The organism is Nocardia sp. SYP-A9097, from assembly GCF_009649815.1.
In the GTDB taxonomy this organism is placed as follows: domain Bacteria; phylum Actinomycetota; class Actinomycetes; order Mycobacteriales; family Mycobacteriaceae; genus Nocardia.
The window spans coordinates 21,207-42,421 of sequence record NZ_WJIC01000033.1 but is presented as its reverse complement, the minus strand read 5'-3'; the positions used below and the strand labels follow the sequence as shown (position 1 = coordinate 42,421).

Genomic DNA, 21,215 nt, shown 5'->3' with positions numbered 1-21,215 from the left:
AGCTATGCACGCATTCGACCCGAACGATTATCGCAAGCGAGTGCTCGCCGCCGTGGAACGCCGCGGCGGCATCGAGGCGTCGGATGCGTTCGAGCTGTACGACATTCCGCTGGACGAGGCGGGCGAACTCGGCGATGCCGAGGTGGCGGCCCGCGTGCACGAGGTATGGGGGTTCTGGCAGAAGCAGCGTGACCATCCGAAGTATCGGGTGCTGGCGGGGCTACTGGTGGACGCGCATGAGGAGCTCTCCGGGCTGCTGCTGGACGCGTCGTCGCGGCGGGTGGAGGCCGAGCGCGTGCAGCGGTTGCGGGAGCGGCGGGACTCCGAGCGGTACGAGATGATCGACACCGCCATCGAGCGACTTGTGCAGCGGCACGGGGGAATTCCGGCGGGCAAGCTGCCCGGACTGGAAGATATCGGCAAGATGAGCGGCCTGGACGCGGCCGAGGTGCGGGCCCGGCTGCGCCGCTACCGCATTCTCGAAGAGGCCACCGCGCCCACACCCCCGCCGCCCGCCGGCGTGAGTGCGCAACGGCGGCAACAGATTCGCAAGCTCCTCGCCGAATACGACCGCCTGCTTCCCGGTGATCCCGTCCCCACCCTGCTGGCCCTGCTCGGCCTGGATTTCACGAAGGCTCGCCAAACCGGCGAAATCCGTTTGCGCGCAGAAGCTTTGCGCGCCCGCACCCGCGAACTACCGCCCGGGCGTGTCCGAGTCGTATTGGACGAACTCCTGGTCCACGTCAGCGACCTGCTCGAATCCGGAGCGGTGGACGACTACCTCCAGGCCATTATCGATGACGCCACAGACCTGCTCCGCCCGCAGGTCCGCGCGGCGGTCCTGGTTGAAGACAGCCTGGTGGCAGGCGATTACGAATTCCTGGTGGGCGAAGCCATCGCCGCGGGCCTCGACCGCGCCGCCGCCGACCGGGTAATCCTGTCCCTGGCGGCGGAACTCGGCACCACCGTCGAGGGCAAGGACATGCCGTCGAATTCCGCTACCGCCCACCAGGGTTCAGCCACCCCGCCGATCTCGTTTGCCCGCCCGGACCGCACCTCGAGGGCGGGTACTCGCGGCACCGGCGCGGGGAATTCGGGCTCGTCCGGTGCTGGGAGTTCGGGCTCGTCCGGTGCTGGGCACGCGGGTTCGGCCGGGACTGGGTCGGTGGGTTCGGCGGCTGGTGTGGGTGGATCGTCCAGCTTCGATAGTGGGCATGCCGGTTCGGCCGCAGGTGCCGGACATGGTGGATCGGATTCTGGCGCAGGGTATTCCGGGGCAGGTTCTGGTAGCGGCTCGAGCTCGGGGTATCGGCGGGTGCCGCCGCTGCCACCACCGCCGCCCGTGCGGGCGTGGGAGGAGCCGCTCAAGGCGGCTCGGGCCGCACTGCGGGCGGGGCATCCGTATGCGGCGAAAGAGTATGTGGCGCAGGCGCAGCGGATTGTCGGTGGTGATGCCGCCGGGACGACCTCGGTGCGGCCGATTGCCGAACTGGTGGAACGAGTTCTCGCCGAAGCCGCGGTGCACTGGCGCGGTGCGACGGCCGGGTGTGCGGGTAAGCGGTATATGGAGGCGATCGGGCATCTCGAGTATCTCGAGCGCTCCGCCTCCGACGTACCGAACCCGGATGGTCGTGGCCTGCCCCTGGAACAGCTACTGACACAGGCCCGTTCGGCGCTGGCCGAGGCCGACCGCATGTTCGCCGCGGCCCCACCCGCTCCCGCCGCGGACCGAATGCGTGCCCTGCGAGCGGTTTTCGAGGTGTGCGCCGACCACGCGGGTACCGTCGCCGCACTCGCAGACCTCCCGGTGGAAGCCCCCGGCCAAGTCGCCGCCACCCGCAAGCCCGACGGCACCGTGGTGATCGCCTGGTCACCCTCGCCGACCGAACAGGTCGAATACCGTGTCACCCGTTTACAACCCGACGGTTCCTGGCGAGTGGTGGGCCGCACCCGCGGTACCGCCCTCGAGGACGGCGCGGCCGGCACCGGCGCGGTCCCCGTTTACGGAGTGACAGCCTCGGTCGCAGGCAGGGCCTCCGACATAACCCGCTCGGACGGCCAGGGCCGCCCGGACTCGACCCCGTCCGGCACCACCGCGTCCGGCACAACCGCATCCGGGGCTGCCGCACCCGGCACGCACGGGTCCGGCGCCACGAACTCCGGTGCCGCCACCTCATCCGGCGACTCCACCCCCAGCGGTATGCCCACGGTCACCGCCCTGGCCGAACGCGCCGGTCTCCTCACTTTCACCTGGCCGGTAGGCATCACCGAGGTCATGATGGTCGCCCGCGCCGACGCCCCACCCCGCACCCCGGACGACCCCGAGGCCGACCGCAAATGGAAGGTCACCAACTCCCGCTACGAAATCGACGGCGGCGCGAAACTCCCCATCGACCTCCCCCGCCCCTGCCACCTCGCCATAGCTTCCTGCCGCCGGGAACCCGCCGGAACCCTCACCGTCGCAGCAGGTTTCGCCCCGACCGCCCGCATTCACCTGGACCGCTGAGCCGCTCACCCGAATCCCGGATGCCACCGCCCACCCGAATCCCGGATGCCACCGCCCACGTCCGCGACGGATCCCGGGTGTGCGCGACGGATCCCGGTCAGATACGCGACCGATCACGCACGCGACAGATCACGCACCCGACCGAGCCCGGCTGCGCGAGTCCGCCTCCCGTCATCCCGGCATGCTCTTGGCCGGGATCCACACTTGTTGTGTGTCAGCCGGTTCAGTGGATCCCGGCCAAAAGCCCGCCGGGATGACGGAGGGTGCTTCACATCAAGGTCGGCAGCGGCCATGTCGCGCCCGGCCTGGTTCGTGCAGGCCGATACCCGGGGTGTCAGCGGCTCGGACGGGCTGCCGGCGCCGGCGCTGCTGCTGTATCCGATGGTGTCTGCCGGGGGTGTGCGGCGGCTGTTGGGGGCGGGCGTGGGAATCTGGTGGGGGTCGGCGCGGTTGGTGCGAGGGCTGGTCATGACTGGAAGGCGGAGCTGGGTGATTCCGAAACTTGTGGCGGTGAGCGACATTCACGTCGGTCATCAGGGCAATAAGCCCGTGGTGGAGGCTATCCGGGCGGATTCGCCGGAGGATTGGCTGATTCTCGCCGGGGATGTGGGGGAGAAGACCGATGACTTCCGGTGGGCCCTGGAAACGCTGAAGCGGCAGTTCGCCAAGGTGATCTGGGTACCCGGGAATCACGAATTATGGACGACCGCAAAGGATCCCGTGCAGATGCATGGGGCGGGCCGGTACGACTATCTGGTGTCGATCTGCCGTGACCTGGATGTGGTCACGCCCGAGGATCCGTTCCCGGTGTGGACCGGTGCGGGCGCGGAGGAGCACGGCGGCGCGGTCACGCTGGTGCCGATGTTCCTGCTGTACGACTACTCGTGGCTGCCCGCCGGGACCACCACCAAGGCGGCGGGGCTGGCGCTGGCACGCGAACGCAATGTGGTCGCCACCGACGAATTCCTGCTCTCCTCGCAGCCGTACCTGACCCGGGACGCCTGGTGTCATGCCCGCGTGCAGTACACCCAGCGCAGGCTCGACGCACTGCCCGCCGACACCCCGGTGGTGCTGATCAATCACTTCCCGCTGCTGCGCGAGATCACCGACATGCTCTGGTATCCGGAGTTCGCACTGTGGTGCGGTACCGATCTCACCGCCGACTGGCACACCAGCTACAACGTGGTCTGCTCGGTCTACGGGCACCTGCATATTCCGCGCACCACCTTCCACGACGGTGTCCGCTTCGAAGAGGTTTCGCTCGGATATCCGCGCGAGTGGCAGCGCCGCGGCCTGCCGGACCAACTGCTCCGCCAGATCCTGCCGACCCCGGACTACGGCGACACATTGAACGAGTGGGGCGGCCACTTCAAGATCACCCCGGAGATGCAGGCAGCCGCCGCGCAAATGCGCGAACAGGCCCAGCGCCGCCGCGGATTGGCATAGGCGGCTTCAGTCCACGGCGTCGTGCGCACACATTGCGGCGATGTTGCCATCTCGTGTGCGCCCGTGCACGATTGCCGACCAGCGGCGATGATGGAGGTATGCGTGATGTGCTGCCTCAGTTGATCGATCGGGTCCGGGAGGGCCCGGTCGCGCTGGCGCGAGTCGTCGCGATCACCGGGGGCGGACCGCGCGAGGTGGGTGCGGCCATGGTTGTGACCGGGGCGGGGGAGGTTCTCGGGTCACTGTCTGGTGGGTGTGTCGAATCGGCGGTGGTCGAAGCGGCGGGCATGGTGCTCACCGAAGGTGAAGCGGTGCTGGAGCGCTACGGGATTGCCGATCCGGACGGGTTCGCCATCGGTTTGACGTGTGGCGGTGAGATGGAGGTCTGCATCGAGCGCGTGGACACCGATCGGCTCGCGGAGCTGGAGATGCTGGCCGCCGATATTCGGGCGGGTCGATCCGTCTCGCTGGTAACCACGCTGACCGGCTCGCCGTCATGGCAACTCGTTCGCACGGGCGAGGCTGCGATCGACACCGGTAGCACCGCGCAGATCAGCGGCGGCGCGGACATTGGCGACGATGCATCGATCAGCCGCGATGCGTTGCATATGGCACGGGCGGGCCGCACCGGAACCATCGGGTCGGATGAGTGCGGGGATAGTGCCTTCCCCACGCGGTCATTCGTGCAGAGTTTCGGCCCGCCCGCGCGGATGATTCTGGCGGGCGCGAATGATTTCGTGCGGGCCCTGAGTCGGCTCGGCGCGCAGCTGGGCTACCGCGTCACGGTGGTCGACGCGCGCGAAACCTTCGCCACCGCAACACGATTCCCCGCCGCGCACGAGGTGGTGGTGGATTGGCCGCACCGATATCTGCGCGGCGAGTACGAGCATGGCCGGATCGACAATCGCACGGTGGTCTGCGTACTCACCCATGACACCAAATTCGATGTACCCATGCTCGCGGAGGCGCTGCGCATCGAGGAGATCGGTTTCGTCGGGGCGATGGGTTCGCGCCGCACACACGCGGATCGCGTAGAGCGGCTCACCGCCGCGGGCGTTGCCCCCGAACAACTTCGGCGACTCCGTAGTCCGCTCGGCCTGGATCTGAACGCCTCCACACCGGATGAGACCGCGGTTTCCATTGCGGCGCAATTGATTGCCGAGGCCGGACGCGCCTCGGGCCGCCCGCTCGACGAGACGGACGGCCCGATTCACCGCTGATCGCGCTTGCACTGCCGCGCTGTTCAACTCGCGGCCTCGTATCCAGAATTGCACCGGCGCAGCGGATTCAGCCCACGGCGACCACGGCACACGCGCCGAGGAAGACCACCTGCACGACGGATCGCAGCGCCAGCGGCATGGTCTGCACGCCGATGTGTTCCTTGGCGGCGCGCACATTCGCCGGAAACATGATGAGCAGTAGCAGGAATAGGCAGATGGCCGCCACCCGGGGGAACGGCGGGATCAAAAGGCCCAGTGCGCCTGCGGCTTCCAGTGCGCCGGTGAGCGTCACCATGGCCGCGGCATTGGGGAAGGCCGGCGGCACCATGGCGATGAGTTCGCCGCGCTTGGGCTGTACGAAGTGCGCCCCGGCGGTGAGGGCGAACATGGCGGCTAGTCCCAGGGCGGTGGTGTGCGGCCAGGAATCGAGCCAGTCCGGGCCGGCGAGCCAGCCGATGAGGCGGGTGAGTCCGGTTACGGCGGCGAGTACAACGATCGGGACCATCGGTTTCTCCTGTGTTCGCGCAATCTTGACAGTGGAAAGATTAGGTCTGGGCGGGAAACTTGTCAATGGCTAGATTGCGCGCCATGATTGACCCATGGCGAAGAGCAGCTACCACCACGGCGATCTGCGGGCCACCATCCTGGCCGCCGCCGCCGAACAGATCGCCGCGGACGGCGTCGACGCGATCTCCCTGCGCGGCCTGGCCCGCCGCGCCGAGGTCTCACACGCGGCCCCCGCCCACCACTTCGGCGACCGCGCCGGACTACTCACCGCCCTGGCGATCGAGGGCTTCGACCTGCTCACCGAGGAGATGAACGCGGCAGCCGGCGACTTCCACGCCGCCGCAATCGCTTACATCCGCTTCGCCCTGCGCCACCCGGGCCACTTCGACGTGATGTACCGCCGCGACCTGATCAATGCCGACGATCCGCGACTTATCCAGGCGCGCATTCGATCCGGTGCGGCCCTGCGATCCGGTGTGGCCGCCACCCAGCCCGATTCGAGCGAAAAGGGTCAGCGCGCAACCCAACTCGCCGCGTGGTCGCTCGTACATGGATTTGCCGTGCTGTGGCGCGAGGGTGCCCTGGAGCAGTCGCCCCTCAATTCCGAGGCCGACCCCGAAGCCCTGGCCCGCGCCATGATCGCCACGGTCCGATTCGACTGAACCGCTCGCCGGAGAAGAGCGGCGCGGACGGTTCGTCGCTGATCCGGTGGTCGAGAAGAAGTTCAAGCCGTGCGCGACCCGCGGTGGGACGCGAAGTGCGGGTCGCCGCCGGCGCTCCCGACCCGTAGCGGCGAACATCCATCCCGGTCGATGGGCGTTCGGCCCGACCGCGCCCTGGCCGGTAGGCTCGACCGGGGCAAGTGGTGTGCGATCAGGAGGCGGTCATCGAAGAGCGGGCAGTCGCGGCGACGGAGTCGGCGCGCATTCTCGGCAGAATCGTTCCCGAGGGAGTCGCTGCCGCTGAAATGGTGGCGTACCCGGAGGGCCTGCGGGCCCACCCCAGTGAGGAACACCTGATCGCGCGGGCGGTGGAGAAGCGCCGCCGTGATTTCATCGGTGCCAGGCACTGCGCGCGGCAGGCCCTGGCTCAGCTCGGCGAACCCGCCGTCGCGATCGGCAAGGCGGAGGACGGCGGGCCGATCTGGCCGCGCGGCATTGTCGGCAGCCTCACCCACTGTGACGGCTACAAGGCCGCCGTACTCGGGCACAAGCTGCGGTTCCGGTCCATCGGCATCGATGCCGAACCGCATGCCGCACTACCCGAGGGTGTCCTCGACTCGGTGAGTCTCGCGCCCGAAAGGCAGTGGCTCACAACGGTTCTCCCGGGCACCGCACTGCATCTGGACCGGCTGCTGTTCTGTGCGAAAGAGGCCACCTACAAGACGTGGCGGCCGCTCACCGGCCGCTGGCTGGGCTTCGAGGACGCGCACATCACCTTCACCGTCGACGAGGAGTCGGCGGGCAGCGGTGCGGGCACCTTCCACACCGAATTGCTGATCCCCGGCCACACCACCGACGGTGGCACCCCATTGCGGGCTTTCGACGGCCGCTGGCTGATTTCCGACGGACTTATCCTGACCGCGATCGTGGAGGCTTGATGGGCGAGAAGCGAACACCCGTGGTCGATGCCCTCGGCGGCTTGCTGATCGTCGACAAGGAGCAAGGCTGGACCAGTCACGATGTGGTCGCCAAGAGCCGAGGTCTGTTGCGTACCAAGAAGGTCGGTCACGCGGGCACCCTCGACCCGATGGCGACCGGCGTGCTGGTGCTCGGCGTCGAGCGAGCCACCAAACTGCTCGGCCAGCTGATTTTGACCACGAAGGCGTACACCGCCACCATCCGTCTCGGGCAGTCCACCATTACCGATGACGCCGAAGGTGAAGTCACCGCCACCACTTCCGCCGCCCATGTCACCGACGCCGAAATCGCCTCCGGCGTAGCGGAATTGACCGGCGATATCCAGCAGGTCCCCGCCACGGTGAGCGCTATCAAGATCAACGGTGAGCGCGCCTACGCCCGCGCCCGAGCGGGTGAGGATGTACAACTGTCCGCCCGCCCCGTCACCGTCAGCCGCTTCGACATCCTGGCCCGCCGCGATATCGACACCGGCACAGCGCAATTCGTCGATCTCGACGTAGAGGTCGATTGCTCCTCCGGCACCTACATCCGTGCCCTGGCCCGTGACCTCGGCGAAAAGCTCGGCGTAGGAGGCCATCTCACCGCCCTGCGCCGCACCCGAGTAGGCCCCTTCACCCTCGAACACGCCCGCACCCTCGAAACCCTCGCCGCCTCCGCGGCAGCCGGCGACCCCCTGCTGAGCCTGGAAATCGACGAGGCAGTCCGCACCGCCTTCCCCGTCCGCGACATCACCGACACCCAGGCCGACGACCTCCGCAACGGCCGCTGGCTCGACCCCGCCGGCATCCAAGGTGTCTATGCCGCAGTGGATTCCACCGGCCACGCCATCGCCCTCCTGAAGGAGAGCGGCAAACGCGCCGCCTCGGTGATGGTGATCCGCCCCGCGAATCTCTAACCCCGCAATCAACTCGCCGAGTGTGCACCTAGGGCGGCGAAATCGGGCACCTGCCGCCCTGTGTGCGCACTCGCGGAGCGCCCTGCCGGTCGGTAGGTGACCGCGCCGCCGAACCCTCCAAGTGTCATCGCCTTCGTCATCCCGGCATGCTTTTGGCCGGGATCCACACTCGATGTGCTTCAGCCGATTTCAGTGGATCCCGGCCAAAAACGCGCCGGGATGACGGAGGGTTGTCGGGCGTCGGGATGGCGGAGGGGCTTCCAGGCCCGGATGGCGAGGGGTGCTGCGCCGGGATCACCAGGGCATCGCGCAGGTTGGATGCGGTGCTCCGAGATCATTGGCGGTCTTCGGTGGGTTGGAGGGGGTGCAGTGCTCCGAGTAGGGCTCCGACGCAGATGTCTCGGAGTAGTGGCCGGGGGCAGGTGGGGGTTTCGAGCCAGTCGACTACGAGGACTCGGACGAAGGTGAGCCAGCTCATCAGGACGGTCGAGAAGAGTTGGCGCGGTTGGCCTTCGAGGCCGAGGGTGTCGAGGATGCGTTCGCGCAGGGTGGAGAGTTCGCCGGTGATGATGGCCTGGATGGTGGGGTCGGCGAAGAGTAGGCGGTTGGCCACCAGGACGGTTTTGGCATTGGCTTCGAAGTAGTCGAAGTGGACGTCCAGGCCGGCGGCGATCTGGTCTTCGAAAGGCATGTCCGGGTCGAGGTGGGTGTCGACCAGTAGTTGTGCGGCGGCCTGCTGGTACACGGCGGCGAAGAGGTCCGGCTTGCTGGGGAAGTGCCGGTAGAGCAGGGCTCGGGAGACTCCGGCCGCGGTGGCGACGTCCTCCATGTGCACGGTGGGGTAGTCGTGCGAGGCGAACAGTCCGGCCGCGCTGTCGAGGAGTTGGCGGCGGCGTTCGTCGGGGGAGAGGCGGCGGCGGGTCACGGCACAAGCTTAGTTGACGTGTGTCTACCAGCGTTCTAGCCTGGCTTAGTAGACGCGTGTCAACTAGGCGAGAATCTTTGCGACTCAACCCCACTCGGGAGGATCGAATGACCGCAGCACTCAAATGGCTCAGCCTGCTGATGGGCTACGCCTGCGTCGCGATCGGCGTTTTCCATCTGGCGCTGGGTATCGACGGCATCCCGGATATGGGATCGGCGGGCGCCACCGCGGACAGTCAGAGCCGGTTCTTCGGAGCGATCTTCCTCGGCTACGGTCTTGTCTGGCTATGGGCGGCGCGCCGCGATCCCGTCGATACGACGGCCGTGCGCTGGCTGGCCGGAATCTTCGCGCTCGGTGCGCTCGGCCGCTTCATATCCATCGCGGTATACGGCTGGCCGCACTGGTTCCAACTGGTGCTCACCGCCATCGAAGTCGTCCTCCCACCGGTGTACTTCTGGCTGGCCACGGCACAGGACCAGCGCACGCGTGCGACGGCGAGTGCACTCGGCGCGAACTGAACCCATCGGCAATCCGGTGCCACCCTGACCGACACCTGCGCGGCCTACAGTGCTCTAGTGGTGGAATTGCGGCAGTTGCGGTACTTCGTGGCGGTAGCGGAAGAGTTGCACTTCCGGCGGGCCGCCGAGCGCTTGTTCATCTCCACCCCCACGCTGAGCCAGCAGATTCGCGCCATCGAACGCGAGGTCGGCGGACCGCTCTTGATCCGAGGATCACAGGGTGTCGAATTGACCTCTGCCGGTGAGGTTTTGCTGAAGTCCGCGCGCGGCGTGCTCGAGGCCGCCGAGACCGCACTGCGTGAGACCCGCATGGTCGCCAATCCGGAGCGGTCGGTCTTCCGACTCGGTGTGGTGAACGGCGCGCCCACCTGGTTACCCGCGCGCATCGAGGCGCTGTTGAAGTCCCGCCAGCCCGGTGCGCGCGTGGTCCTGACCGGCGGTCCGAGCGTCGATCAGGTGCGCCTGCTCGATCGCGAGGATGTCGATCTCGCGGTGCTGCGCATGCCGATTCGACTGCCGGACCACCTCACCAGCACCGCCATCGCCGAAGAAGAACTGGGCATAGTCATGTCCCGTGAGCATCCGCTCGCCACCCGCGACACCATCGAACCGGCCCAGCTGCGCGATCAGGAATTGATTATGTTCGCCCGCGATGCCGCACCCGAACTGCACGATTCCATGCTCGCGCAATTACGTGACCGTGGTGCGGCTGTCGCCCTGAGCGAAAGCGCCATGAGCCACGCGCAGATGCTCTCGCTACTGCCGATGCGCCCCGCCGCCATCGGCCTGGGATCCTCGCGCACGGCCTCGGCCCCCGGATTGGTATGGCGTCCACTGCAACCGCGCCCCGTGCTGGTCACCTATGTTGCCGTCTGGCGTCCCGCCGCCCGCAATTCGGCCATGCACACGGTCGCCGAAGCGCTTTCCAGTGGAATCAGATTCGCGCCGTAACCGGCATCGTTAGCCCGCCCCTAACCCGGATTCACCGCTGCGACATGGACGTTCACCGCTGCCGCCGGTTTGCTGAAAGGCATGACACACAAGGGATTCGAACATGAGATCGGCCGGGCGGTCGTGGTGGGCGGCGGCTCCGGAATGGGGTTGGCCATCGCCGACGCACTACTGGCGGCCGGAGCGGAGGTCACCATTGTGGGCCGCTCACCCGAGCGTCTCGCCGACGCGGTGCGCGAACTCGGCGACGGCAAGCTGAACGCCATCGCCGCGGATGTCGCCGACGAGGAGCAGGTCCGGCGGATCTTCGACACCGTCGGCGTGGTCGATCACGTGGTGACCACCGCCGGTGACACCACCGGAACCTACGGCCCCATAAAGGATTTCGACTTCCCCAACGGACGAGGCTTCGTCGAGACCAAGCTGATCGGCTCCATGCTGCTGGCCAAGCACGCCGACATCACCCCCGGCGGTTCGCTCACCTTCACCTCCGGCATCGCGGCCTACCGCCCCTCACCCGGCGGTGCCATGGTGGCCGCCGTGAACGCCGCACTGGAGGGCCTGGCCCGCGCCCTCGCGGTGGAACTAGGCCCGACTCGCGTCAATGTGGTCTCACCCGGCTGGGTGCGCACCGGCATTTGGGACAGGATGACCTGGGACGACAAGGACGAGCGCCTCCAGGCCATGGCCGAGCGGCTACCGGTCGGCCACCTCGGCTTGCCGGAAGATATTGCGCAGGCAGTACTTTCGCTACTGCGCAATCAGTTCGTCACCGGCACCGTGCTGCACGTCGACGGTGGCCACCGGTTGGTGTGAGATCCCGGCCGAAAACACGCCGGGATGACGGGGTGGTGGTCGCGCCGGGCTGGCGAGGGTGGCCTCGCGTTCAGTTGTTCTCGTGGGTGAGCCAAATAGCTTCGGCCGCAATACTTCCGAGGTCGATGGTGCGCTCGTCGACGCGCACCGCGATGGTCCCGGCGAAGTCCCGCCGCTCCACCACCGCGATCGGCGTATCGAGCGCGATACCGAGCGAATCGAAGTAGCGCAGCATCGCCGGATCGGAGTCCGAGATGCGCGCTACCCGCCCGATCTCGCCGTCACCGAAATTGCTCAACTGCCGCGCGGGCGGCGTCGGCACCGCACCATCCACGGACGGAATCGGATCGCCGTGCGGATCCCGGTCCGGGTGGCCGAGTTTGGCGTCTATCCGTTCCATGAGCGTCTCGGAGACGGCGTGCTCGAGCACTTCGGCCTCATCGTGCACCTCGTCCCAGCCGTAGCCGAGCTCATTGACGAGGAAGGTTTCGATCAACCGATGCCGGCGCACCATGGCGATGGCGGCGCGCCGCCCGTCCTCGGTGAGCGTGATGGCCCCGTACCGGGCGTGCTCCACCAATCCCTGATCGGCGAGCTTGCGAACCGCCTCGGAGACCGTCGAGGCGGAGACTCCGATCCGTTCGGCCAGCAGTTTGGTCGACACCTTCTCCTGCGACCATTCCTGCGCGGTCCAGATCACCTTCAGATAGTCCTGCGCAACCGAGGACAGAATCGGCGCGACACTGGTCGCGACAGCGGTGGAGGTACCGGTGGGTTCGGACGGATCGGCCAGCTCGCGGCGGGTGGCGATGTCTCGTTTTCCGGGCACGTAACCGAGCTTAGGCACAGCCGCAACGGTTTCACACATCGGCGCGCTTGCTGGTAGATCACGACGAACGCGACACGAACGGGCGTGGTCGGGGGCGGTGCCGAACCGGTGAACGCGCGATGACGAGCATGCTGCGTCCGTGCAAGATCCGTACGGCCGAATATTGTCTGTGACGCGCTTTGCGTAGGCTTCCGGTGTGCAGAGATGGCGAAGTCTCGATGAGATGCCCGCAGAGTGGGGCCGGTGTGTGCTCACGATCGGGGTGTTCGACGGCGTGCACCGCGGTCACGCCCAGCTCATCAGCCGTGCGGTGAAATCCGCTGCGGTGCGGGGTGTTCCGTCGGTACTCATGACCTTCGACCCGCATCCCCTCGAGGTGGTGCGGCCCGGATCGCACCCCGCGCAGCTCTCCACCCTGCATCGCCGCGCGGAGTTGGCCGAGGAACTCGGTATCGATGTCTTCCTGGTCATGCCGTTCACCAAGGATTTCATGAAGCTGACTCCCGAGGAGTACGTCGAAGAGCTGCTCGTGAACAAGCTGCACATCTCCGAAGTGGTGGTCGGCGACAATTTCACCTTCGGTAAGCAGGCGGCAGGGACCGTTGACACCATGCGCGAGCTGGGCGCCCGCTTCGGCTTCGATGTGGACGGCGTGCAACTGCTCGGCGAGCACGCGGTGACCTTCTCCTCGACTTTCGTGCGCGCCTGCCTGGCCTCGGGTGATGTGGCCGCCGCCGCCGAGGCGCTGGGCCGCCCGCATCGGGTCGAAGGCGTGGTCGTGCACGGTGACGGCCGTGGCCGCGGGCTCGGCTTCCCGACCGCGAATGTGGCTCCGGTGCCGCGCGGCGCGATCCCCGCCGACGGTGTGTACGCGGGCTGGTTCACGGTGCTGGACGATCCGGAGCAGACCCGTCGCATGGCCGCCATCTCGGTCGGCACCAATCCGACCTTCGAGGACGGGCGTTCCCGCACGGTCGAGCCGCACATTCTCGAATTCGACGGCGACCTCTACGACAAGCATGTGGCCGTCGACTTCGTCGAACAGCTGCGCGGTATGCGCAAATTCGAGTCGATCGAGGACCTCGTCGAGGCCATCGGCCGCGATGTCGAACAGGCCCGCAAGGTGCTCACCGCGCAGACCGTCGACTAGGGCCGATTAACAGTCCAGGTCAGCGGTCCGGTAACCTCGTCTGTCGGGTTTGCTGTGGTTCGCGGCAGCGCCCATCCGAGGTTCATTTCTCGGCTTCCGAGCGCGGACTGAAATAAATCAGGAGTGATTCTGTGGCGCTGACCACTGAGCAGAAGAAGGCCATTCTGGCCGAGTACGGCCTGCACCCGACTGACACCGGTTCTCCGGAGGCTCAGATCGCGATGCTGTCCAAGCGTATCGCCGACCTCACCGAGCACCTGAAGGTGCACAAGCACGACCACCACACGCGCCACGGTCTGCTTGCGCTGATCGGTCGCCGTCGTCGTCTGTCGAAGTACCTGCAGGCCAACGACATCAACCGTTACCGTTCGCTGATCGAGCGTCTGGGCCTGCGTCGCTAATTCTCGCGACACAACACAGCTGCCAAGGTAGTTGACGAACCGGCCGGCGGGGAGGCATAGAATCTCCTCGTTGGCCTTTCGTGCATCCGGTGAACGTTGTCGTGTGCACGCCAACATGAGCCGTATGCACCCGTCGCGTGGCGTCGGTCTTCGGTAGTGGCTTTTCGGAGCGCAGCAAGAGGAGACGTTTTTCGCGCTGCCGGAGGGCTTCGATCGATGACCGCCTCCGCGTCGCCGTTTCCAAGGGGAGAGGGCCGGGTGTGCGCGTGCGGGCCAGGAGGGTCCGCGTGCGCCCGTGCCGGGTACGGCTCACCCCTGCCAAGGGGACAACACAGTCGGATCGCGTAGCGGTGTCATACCGCGGCGCTGGTATCCGGCGAAGACGAGAGGTTGAGAGAAGAGAATGACCGAAACTGTGACCAGTTCCGCCGCCGAGGTCGAGCCCGGCGTATTCGAGTCCGTCGCGCTGATCGACAACGGCGCCTTCGGTACCCGCACCATCCGTTTCGAGACCGGCCGTCTGGCCAAGCAGGCCGCCGGCTCCGTCGTCGCCTACCTGGACGACGAGACCATGCTGCTGTCGGCGACCACCGCCGGTAAGCACCCCAAGGACCAGTTCGACTTCTTCCCGCTGACGGTGGATGTCGAAGAGCGCATGTACGCCGCGGGCCGTATCCCCGGCTCGTTCTTCCGTCGCGAGGGTCGTCCCTCCACCGACGCGATCCTGACCTGCCGTCTGATCGACCGGCCGCTGCGCCCGTCGTTCGTCGACGGTCTGCGCAATGAGATCCAGGTCGTCGTGACCGTCATGTCGCTCGATCCCAAGGATCTGTACGACGTGGTGGCCATCAATGCCGCTTCGGCGTCGACTCAGCTTGCGGGCCTGCCCTTCTCGGGTCCGGTCGGCGGCGTGCGCGTCGCCCTGATCGGTGACCAGTGGGTCGCGTTCCCGACCGTCGAGCAGCTCGAAGGCGCCGTCTTCGACATGGTCGTCGCCGGCCGCGTGGTCGACGGTGACGTCGCGATCATGATGGTCGAGGCCGAGGCCACCGACAACGTGCTCGCCCTCATCGCCGACGGTGGCACCGCGCCCACCGAAACCGTTGTGGCACAGGGCCTCGAGGCCGCCAAGCCGTTCATCGCCCGGCTGTGCAAGGCGCAGGCCGACCTCGCCGCGCTGTCCGCCAAGGAGACCGCCGAGTTCCCGGTCTTCCTGCCGTACCAGTCCGATGTGTTCGAGGCCGTGCTCGGCACCGCCAAGGAGGAGCTGAACGAGGCGCTCTCCATCGCGGGCAAGCAGGAGCGCGAGGAGCGCACCGACGAGATCAAGCTCGCCGTGCTCTCCAGCCTGTCGGAGACCTTCGAGGGTCGCGAGAAGGAGATCGGCGCGGCGTTCCGCTCGGTCACCAAGAAGCTTGTGCGCCAGCGCATTCTGTCCGACGGCTTCCGTATCGACGGTCGCGGTCTGGCGGACATCCGTGCCCTGTCGGCCGAGGTCGCGGTTGTTCCGCGCGCCCACGGTTCGGCGCTGTTCGAGCGTGGCGAGACCCAGATCCTGGGCGTCACCACCCTCGACATGGTGAAGATGGCGCAGCAGGTCGACTCGCTCGGCCCGGAGACCTCCAAGCGCTACATGCACCACTACAACTTCCCGCCGTACTCCACCGGTGAGACCGGTCGCGTGGGCTCGCCCAAGCGTCGCGAGATCGGCCACGGCGCTCTCGCCGAGCGCGCCCTGATGCCGGTGCTGCCGTCGCAGGAAGAGTTCCCGTACGCCATCCGTCAGGTGTCGGAGGCGTTGTCCTCCAACGGTTCCACCTCGATGGGCTCGGTCTGCGCCTCGACCCTGTCGCTGCTGAACGCCGGTGTGCCGCTGAAGGCTCCCGTCGCCGGTATCGCCATGGGCCTGGTGTCCGACACCATCAAGAACGACAAGGGTGAGGACGAGGTCCGCTACGTGGCCCTCACCGACATCCTCGGTGCCGAGGATGCCTTCGGCGACATGGACTTCAAGGTCGCCGGTACCCCCGAGTTCGTGACGGCGCTGCAGCTGGACACCAAGCTCGACGGCATCCCGTCGCAGGTGCTGGCCGGTGCGCTGAACCAGGCTCGCGATGCCCGTATGACCATCCTGGATGTCATGGCCGAGGCCATCAACATCCCGGACGAGATGAGCCCGTACGCCCCGCGCGTCACCGCCATCAAGATCCCGGTCGACAAGATCGGTGAGGTCATCGGGCCCAAGGGCAAGGTCATCAACCAGATCACCGAGGAAACCGGCGCCAACATCTCGATCGAAGATGACGGCACCGTCTACGTCGGTGCGACCAATGGCCCTGCGGCGCAGGCGGCGATCGATCAGATCAACGCCATCGCGAACCCGCAGCTGCCGAAGGTCGGCGAGCGCTTCCTGGGCACGGTCGTCAAGACCACCGCCTTCGGCGCGTTCGTCTCGCTGCTGCCGGGCCGCGACGGCCTGGTGCACATCTCCAAGCTGGGCAATGGCAAGCGCGTGGCGAAGGTCGAGGACGTGGTGAACGTCGGCGACAAGATCCGCGTCGAGATCGCCGATATCGACAACCGCGGCAAGATCTCGCTCGTCCCGGTCGACGAGGATTCCGACAACGCGGACGCAGCGGTCACCGAGACCGTCGCGGCCGAGTGATTGTCGGACGACTGACGTAAAGTGCGGTGGCCCCCTTGCTCCGGATAGTGGAGCGGGGGGCCATCGGTTTTTCTTGTTTTATCGCGCTGCGGGTTGGGAAGCATGGGTCGGAAGAAGGACACTCCACTGTCGGCTAAGAGTTCTGCGTTGGTTCTCTCCACATCCGAAGCGCCACCATATGCCGATACCGGCGTGCGAAAGACCGTGCTGCCCGGCGGGCTACGGGTCGTCACCGAGCATGTGCCCGGCGTGCGCTCGGCCTCGATCGGGGTATGGGTCGGCGTCGGTTCGCGTGATGAGGGCTCGTCGGTCGCGGGGGCGGCGCACTTCCTGGAGCATCTGCTCTTCAAGGCCACGCCCACCCGTTCGGCCCTGGATATCGCGCAGGCCATGGATGCCGTTGGCGGAGAACTGAATGCGTTCACCGCGAAGGAGCAGACCTGCTACTACGCGCATGTGCTCGACGAGGATCTGCCCATGGCGGTGGACCTGGTCACCGATGTGGTGCTGAACGGTCTGTGCCGCACCGAGGATGTGGCCGTCGAACGCCAGGTCGTACTCGAAGAGATCTCCATGCGCGATGACGATCCCGAGGATATGGTCGGCGACGCCTTCCTGACCGCGCTGTTCGGTGATCATCCGATCGGCCGTCCGGTGATCGGCAGTGTCGAGAGCATCGAGACCATGGGCGCGTCGCAATTGCGCTCATTCCATCAGCGCCGGTACCGCCCCGATCGCATGGTCGTCGCGGTCGCGGGCAATATCGAGCATGAGCACACGGTCGAGCTGGTGCATCGCGCCTTCGCCAATCGCCTCGACCCGATTCGCGAACCCGCCCCGCGCCGCGAGGGCAAGTTCCGTCCGCGCAGCAATCCCGAACTCATTCGCATGCATCGCGAGAGCGAGCAGGCGCATCTGGTCTTCGGCACCCGCGCCTTCGGCCGGCACGAGGGCGAGAAGCGCTGGCCGCTGTCGATTCTCAATACCGTTCTCGGCGGTGGCCTGAGTTCCCGTCTGTTCCAGCGCATTCGGGAAGAACGCGGCCTCGCCTACTCGGTCTACTCCAGCGTCGACACCTTCGCCGACACCGGAGCCTTCTCGGTCTACCTCGGTTGCCAGCCCGAAAACCTCGGCCAGGTAGCGAGTTTGGCGCGCGGCGTCCTGGAAGAGGTTGCCGCGGACGGTATTACCGACGCCGAATGCGCCCGCGCCAAGGGCTCTCTGCGCGGCGGCCTGGTGCTCGGCCTGGAGGACTCCGGCTCCCGGATGAACCGCATCGGTCGCAGCGAACTCAGCTACGGCAATCACCGCAGCGTCTCCGAAACCCTTGCGCGCATAGACGAAGTCACCACCGACGAGGTCTCCCGCATAGCCGCCCAACTCCTGTCCCGCCCGGTAGCCGTCTCGGTGGCGGGCCCATACCGTCGCACCCGCGACCTCCCCGCCGTGGTTCGCCGCCTCGTCGACTGAGCCACCGCGCCCGCCACGCACGAGTTGGCCCATCGGCGATAGTCATCTGAAGTGTGTGGCCGCTGCGAGGCGGTGTGGTGGTGGCGGATTTGCGGCAGACTGACCCGGGTGACGAATCTCAGTAAAGGGGCCAATGTGCCCGTGGCCGCCAATGCCGTTCGCGCCGTGCTCGCTTGGACCGGCGGGCCGGGGGTGCCCGCGGTCGACGCCTCCGCGCTGCTGCTCACCGCGGCGGGGCGGGTGCGGTCGGATGTGGATTTCGTCTTCTACAACCAGCCCGGGCATCCCAGTGGGGCGGTGCGGCATCTCGGTAAGCGCGGGGATTTCGATGCGCTGGAGGTGAATCTGGCCGGGGTGCAGGCCGATATCGAGCGAATCGCGGTATGCGCCTCCGCCGATGGCGGGACATTCGGGCAGGTGCCGGGATTGCATCTGCGCGTGGTGGATACGGTCACCGACGCCGAGATCGCGCGGTTCGATATCGCCGCCGGGCCGGAGACGGCCATGCTGTGCGGGGAGCTGTACCGGCGTGCCGGAGCGTGGAAGTTCCGCGCGGTGGGGCAGGGTTGGTCCAGCGGATTGGCTGGACTGGCAACAGATTTCGGCATCACCGTGGATGACGCACCCGCGCAACCGGCGTCCGCACCCTACTCGCAGCCCGCCCAGTACGCGCCCGCGCCACAGCCCGCTTCGCATTTGCCTGCGCCGCAATCTGCTTCGCAGCTGCCGCCCGCGCCGCATCAGTCCGCGCAACCTGCCGGTCAGCCCGCTATTCGGCTGACCAAGGGGGAGGAGCAGCTGCCGATCGATATGCGAAAGCGGTTGTCGCTGCGCAAGGAACAGGTTGCGGTCAGTCTGGCCAAACGTGGTGTATCGCATTTGAACGCGCGAGTGATTCTGGTGCTGGATGCGTCAGGGTCGATGACTCCGCTGTACGCCAAGCAGCTGGTGCACCGAGTGGTCGAGCGCATGGCCGCGGTCGCCGCACAGCTGGACGACAATGGCGCGATGCAGGCATGGACCTTCGCCACCAATCCCGCTCGCCTGCCCGACCTCACCATTGCCGATATGCCGCAATGGATTTCACTGCACGTCCGCTGCGGCCAACTCTCCCTCTTCGGTGGTCGCAAACGCGCCCGCGAAGCGCAGCAGCCGGGTCAGGTCGATATGCGCGCGGTCGGCATCCAGAACGAGGAGCAGAAGGTGATAGCCGAGGTACGCAACTACGTGCGCGCCGAATCCCAGCCCGTCCCAACCCTGGTCCTGTTCTTCTCCGACGGCGGCGTCTACAAGAACCGCGAAATCGAACAGGAGTTGCGCGCCGCGGTCGAAGAACCCATCTTCTGGCAGTTCGTCGGCCTCGGCACCCGCTCCGGCTACGGTGTCCTCGAGCGCCTCGACACCCTGTCGGGCCGTCGCGTCGACAATGTCGGTTTCTTCGCGGTCGACGACATAGACCAGATCACCGACCCCGAACTCTACGACCGCATCCTCACCGAATTCCCGGCTTGGATCAACGAGGCGACGAGGGCCGGCATTCTGCGCTGACCTGTCAGGTATACGGGGCCTTCGTAGCCGAATACCCTGCGGGACATTACGTTCCAGCGGGGTTCGGGGGATGGCCAAGATTTTTCGGAGTGGTTACTTCGTCTGCCGTACCCGACTTTCGGTCCCCCTTTTGGGTGCCGCGCTCTCACGTTCCAGCCCGGTCGGCTGGCCGTGGGAACCTTCAGAACCACAACGACAAAAAACAAAAGACGAAAAGACAAAACGGACAGAACCAAGACCAAAGACGCCAGGACGAGAAGAACCACCGACTCGAAGTGGACAATCTGGGCAAGGTGAAGGGTCTCGGGGGGCGGCGCGCACACCCTTATCGACTCATCACACCCCGTCTCGTACCCGCACACCCCTTATATAAGGGGTGTGCTGATTAGACACGGGGTGTGATGGCTTCGAGGGTGGGCGGTTTGGGGGGTTTTGGTCTTTGGGGTTTGTGTTTTTTGCTCGAGATCGGTACCACGGCCTGCCGACCAGGCTGGTAGGTGAGAGTTCGCTCCCAAAAGGGGGAGCGAAAGCCGGGTACGGCAGGCGACGTAACCACTCCGAAAAATCTTGGCCCTCCTCCGAACCCCGCTGGGGCGGAAGCTGATTGCGTGTCCCGGCTACGTAGGCCCCGTGACCGAACCCTCCTCCGGTTGGTCGAAATCGAGTGGTCCGCTACTCATGCCGCCCAGCCCGGCGGCGAGCAGTCTGAGTGTTATGTCCCGATCGAATGCCCCGGCAGAGCGTGAACGTATGGCGGAGTTGTTGCATGCGGCCCTGTTCGAATTGCCCGTGCATGACATCGACCGTCATGCCAAGGTGTTGTCGCTGATCGGGGAAGTGCGGCATCCGGATTCGGTGCCGTTCTTGGAACGCTTCGTGTGGTTGGAGGACGCGCAACTCCTGCCGCCGGAGGTGCGGGAGGGAGAATCCGGCGGATCCTGCGGGCGGGTCGAGTCATGGCGCGTCCTGCAGGCGCGTGCGGCTCAACTGCTGGTCTGGGTTTCGCGGGGTGCGCACCTGGACCGGGTTCGCCGGATTCTGTACGAGCACCCCGATATTCGGGTGCGGGTGGCCACCATCGACGCGTGCGTGGACGCCACCGGTGATGACCCGCGCATGCTCGGCGCACTGCGTGAGATGGCCAGGGTGGAGGCTTGCGGATAGCGGCCCGGGCCGCGTCGGTTCGCGTAGTTACAGTTCGCGCCGCATGGCGGTGCGCGGCCAGCGGTCCAGCCCGAGTTCGGCCTCGTGCGCCCGGATTTTGCGCAGCCCGGGGGTGAGCTCTTCGTCGTCGATGACGTGGAAGCCGATGCGTGCGTAATACGGTGCGTTCCAAGGTACTTCGGTGAATGTGGTGAGGGTCAGTGCCGAGAGTCCCTGTCCGCGTGCGTGTTCGGCGGCGGTTTCGATGAGCCGGCGGCCGATGCCCTGCCGTCCGGCGTTCGGATGCACCGAGACCTGTTCTATATGTTCGGTGCCGTCGACCTCCTCGCTGATGAGGTAGGCGATCGGAGTGTCGCTGTCGTCGACGGCGACCCAGGCTCGCCCGGCGCGCCGATGTTCGTCCAATAGTTCCAGCGAGGGGGCCTCATCGTCGGCGATCTCGATCATGCCGATGGTCCGGAAGGGCTCCCCGGTGGCATCCTCGATGCACTGCATGGTCGGGAGGTCGTCGGTCGTGGCCGCACGAATGCGCATTGGGCGACGTTAGCGCACCATGTGGTGCCT

Annotated in this window: 19 protein-coding genes; 15 read left to right on the top strand and 4 right to left on the bottom strand. The window is 66.7% G+C overall.

Annotated features, from left to right (window positions below):
* Positions 1-4 precede the first annotated feature (4 nt).
* The 3 genes from GFY24_RS35725 to GFY24_RS35715 all read left to right on the top strand — a co-directional run bounded on the left by GFY24_RS35725 (position 5) and on the right by GFY24_RS35715 (position 5,172).
* Positions 5-2,506: a hypothetical protein gene (locus GFY24_RS35725; protein ID WP_153809526.1), complete on the top strand. Its 2,502-nt coding sequence runs from the start codon at positions 5-7 to the stop codon at positions 2,504-2,506.
* A gap of 468 nt (positions 2,507-2,974) precedes the next feature.
* Complete coding sequence (locus tag GFY24_RS35720; RefSeq protein WP_153809558.1) at positions 2,975-3,952, top strand: metallophosphoesterase; 978 nt, start codon at positions 2,975-2,977, stop codon at positions 3,950-3,952.
* 98 nt (positions 3,953-4,050) lie between these two features.
* Positions 4,051-5,172 (top strand): XdhC family protein, encoded by a 1,122-nt coding sequence (locus GFY24_RS35715; protein WP_153809525.1) that lies wholly within the window; start codon positions 4,051-4,053, stop codon positions 5,170-5,172.
* 67 nt (positions 5,173-5,239) lie between these two features.
* On the opposite strand, the gene GFY24_RS35710 is transcribed toward GFY24_RS35715, so the two are convergent.
* Complete coding sequence (locus GFY24_RS35710) at positions 5,240-5,677, bottom strand: hypothetical protein (RefSeq protein WP_153809524.1); 438 nt, start codon at positions 5,675-5,677, stop codon at positions 5,240-5,242.
* 94 nt (positions 5,678-5,771) lie between these two features.
* Between GFY24_RS35710 and GFY24_RS35705 the strand changes: the two genes are divergently transcribed.
* The 3 genes from GFY24_RS35705 (at position 5,772) to truB (ending at position 8,214) form a co-directional block, all read left to right on the top strand.
* Positions 5,772-6,341, top strand: coding sequence for a TetR/AcrR family transcriptional regulator (locus tag GFY24_RS35705; protein ID WP_153809523.1), 570 nt, complete (start codon positions 5,772-5,774; stop codon positions 6,339-6,341).
* 305 nt (positions 6,342-6,646) lie between these two features.
* Positions 6,647-7,279 (top strand): 4'-phosphopantetheinyl transferase Npt, encoded by a 633-nt coding sequence (npt, locus tag GFY24_RS35700; RefSeq protein ID WP_153809557.1) that lies wholly within the window; start codon positions 6,647-6,649, stop codon positions 7,277-7,279.
* Positions 7,279-8,214, top strand: a complete 936-nt coding sequence (gene truB / locus GFY24_RS35695) for a tRNA pseudouridine(55) synthase TruB (RefSeq protein ID WP_153809522.1) — start codon at positions 7,279-7,281, stop codon at positions 8,212-8,214. Before npt ends, truB begins: the two co-directional genes overlap by 1 nt.
* A gap of 334 nt (positions 8,215-8,548) precedes the next feature.
* On the opposite strand, the gene GFY24_RS35690 is transcribed toward truB, so the two are convergent.
* Positions 8,549-9,139 carry a TetR/AcrR family transcriptional regulator gene (locus GFY24_RS35690; RefSeq protein WP_309231732.1) on the bottom strand — a complete coding sequence of 197 codons (591 nt, stop codon included), beginning with the start codon at positions 9,137-9,139 and terminating at the stop codon, positions 8,549-8,551.
* Positions 9,140-9,246: 107 nt separating this feature from the next.
* Here GFY24_RS35690 and GFY24_RS35685 point away from each other — a divergent pair, with 107 nt between their 5' ends.
* The 3 genes from GFY24_RS35685 to GFY24_RS35675 all read left to right on the top strand — a co-directional run bounded on the left by GFY24_RS35685 (position 9,247) and on the right by GFY24_RS35675 (position 11,424).
* Positions 9,247-9,657 carry a DUF4345 domain-containing protein gene (locus tag GFY24_RS35685; protein ID WP_153809521.1) on the top strand — a complete coding sequence of 137 codons (411 nt, stop codon included), beginning with the start codon at positions 9,247-9,249 and terminating at the stop codon, positions 9,655-9,657.
* A gap of 57 nt (positions 9,658-9,714) precedes the next feature.
* Complete coding sequence (locus tag GFY24_RS35680; RefSeq protein ID WP_153809520.1) at positions 9,715-10,608, top strand: LysR family transcriptional regulator; 894 nt, start codon at positions 9,715-9,717, stop codon at positions 10,606-10,608.
* An 81-nt stretch (positions 10,609-10,689) separates the two neighbouring features.
* Positions 10,690-11,424, top strand: coding sequence for an SDR family oxidoreductase (locus GFY24_RS35675; RefSeq protein WP_153809519.1), 735 nt, complete (start codon positions 10,690-10,692; stop codon positions 11,422-11,424).
* A 70-nt stretch (positions 11,425-11,494) separates the two neighbouring features.
* Here GFY24_RS35675 and GFY24_RS35670 read toward each other — a convergent pair whose 3' ends face one another.
* A complete protein-coding gene (locus tag GFY24_RS35670) occupies positions 11,495-12,271 on the bottom strand; it encodes a metal-dependent transcriptional regulator (RefSeq protein ID WP_375336153.1) in 777 nt (258 codons plus the stop codon).
* Between the two features lie 178 nt (positions 12,272-12,449).
* Between GFY24_RS35670 and GFY24_RS35665 the strand changes: the two genes are divergently transcribed.
* From GFY24_RS35665 to GFY24_RS35640, 6 genes are all read left to right on the top strand, one after another.
* Positions 12,450-13,403 carry a bifunctional riboflavin kinase/FAD synthetase gene (locus GFY24_RS35665; protein WP_309231730.1) on the top strand — a complete coding sequence of 318 codons (954 nt, stop codon included), beginning with the start codon at positions 12,450-12,452 and terminating at the stop codon, positions 13,401-13,403.
* 131 nt (positions 13,404-13,534) lie between these two features.
* Positions 13,535-13,804: a 30S ribosomal protein S15 gene (gene rpsO / locus GFY24_RS35660; protein ID WP_309231729.1), complete on the top strand. Its 270-nt coding sequence runs from the start codon at positions 13,535-13,537 to the stop codon at positions 13,802-13,804.
* A gap of 403 nt (positions 13,805-14,207) precedes the next feature.
* Positions 14,208-16,469, top strand: coding sequence for a polyribonucleotide nucleotidyltransferase (locus GFY24_RS35655; RefSeq protein WP_153809517.1), 2,262 nt, complete (start codon positions 14,208-14,210; stop codon positions 16,467-16,469).
* Between the two features lie 102 nt (positions 16,470-16,571).
* A complete protein-coding gene (locus GFY24_RS35650; protein ID WP_153809516.1) occupies positions 16,572-17,939 on the top strand; it encodes a pitrilysin family protein in 1,368 nt (455 codons plus the stop codon).
* A gap of 108 nt (positions 17,940-18,047) precedes the next feature.
* A complete protein-coding gene (locus GFY24_RS35645) occupies positions 18,048-19,487 on the top strand; it encodes a VWA domain-containing protein (protein WP_309231728.1) in 1,440 nt (479 codons plus the stop codon).
* A 714-nt stretch (positions 19,488-20,201) separates the two neighbouring features.
* Positions 20,202-20,651 (top strand): hypothetical protein, encoded by a 450-nt coding sequence (locus GFY24_RS35640; protein ID WP_153809515.1) that lies wholly within the window; start codon positions 20,202-20,204, stop codon positions 20,649-20,651.
* A 27-nt stretch (positions 20,652-20,678) separates the two neighbouring features.
* Here GFY24_RS35640 and GFY24_RS35635 read toward each other — a convergent pair whose 3' ends face one another.
* A complete protein-coding gene (locus tag GFY24_RS35635) occupies positions 20,679-21,185 on the bottom strand; it encodes a GNAT family N-acetyltransferase (RefSeq protein ID WP_153809514.1) in 507 nt (168 codons plus the stop codon).
* Positions 21,186-21,215: the final 30 nt, after the last annotated feature.